Source organism: Halarchaeum salinum (assembly GCF_039520965.1).
Taxonomy (GTDB): Archaea; Halobacteriota; Halobacteria; order Halobacteriales; family Halobacteriaceae; genus Halarchaeum; species Halarchaeum salinum.
In genome coordinates this window covers 1-612 of the sequence record NZ_BAAABL010000079.1, presented here as the reverse complement: position 1 = coordinate 612, position 612 = coordinate 1, and the positions used below count along the sequence as shown (strand labels likewise).

The 612-nt window shown below is 61.9% G+C and carries 1 protein-coding gene; it reads left to right on the top strand.

What is annotated here, in order from left to right; all coding sequences use genetic code 11:
- Positions 1 to 612: RNA-guided endonuclease InsQ/TnpB family protein (locus ABDZ36_RS12690; protein WP_343749345.1), on the top strand; the 612-nt coding region annotated here is incomplete at both ends.

Genomic DNA, 612 nt, shown 5'->3' with positions numbered 1-612 from the left:
CCGACTGTGGCTCTCGAAACTCGGAGAAATCCCGCTCACCTTCCACCGCGACCTGCCCGACGAGGCCGAGATAAAGACCGTCACGGTCAAACGCGAACCCACCGGCAAGTGGTACGGCATCCTCGGCGTCGAAACCCCGGACGACCCGCCCGCGAAACCGGAGAATCCCGAGACGTGCGTCGGCATCGACGTGGGAATACTCAAGTACGCTCACGATACCGACGGAACCGCCGTCGAATCGCTCGACCTGTCCGACGAACGCGAACGGTTGGAACGCGCACAGCGCGACCTCTCGCGGAAGGAACACGGGTCCGCGAATTGGGAAGAACAGCGGACGGTCGTGGCCGAACGTCACGCAGAGTTGAAGAACAAGCGGCGAGACTTCCTCCACAAGCTCTCGAACTACTACGCCACCGAGTATGACCTCGTGGCCGTGGAAGACTTGGACGCGAAGGGGTTAGTCGAACTGCCGGGAAACTCACGCAACCGCGCAGGCGCGGCGTGGGGAACGTTCCTGCGGATGCTTGAGTACAAGTGCGAACGCGAAGGAACGCACTTCGTGGCCGTCAACCCAAGAGGGACGACGAAAGAGTGTGCGTCCTGTGGTGTCTC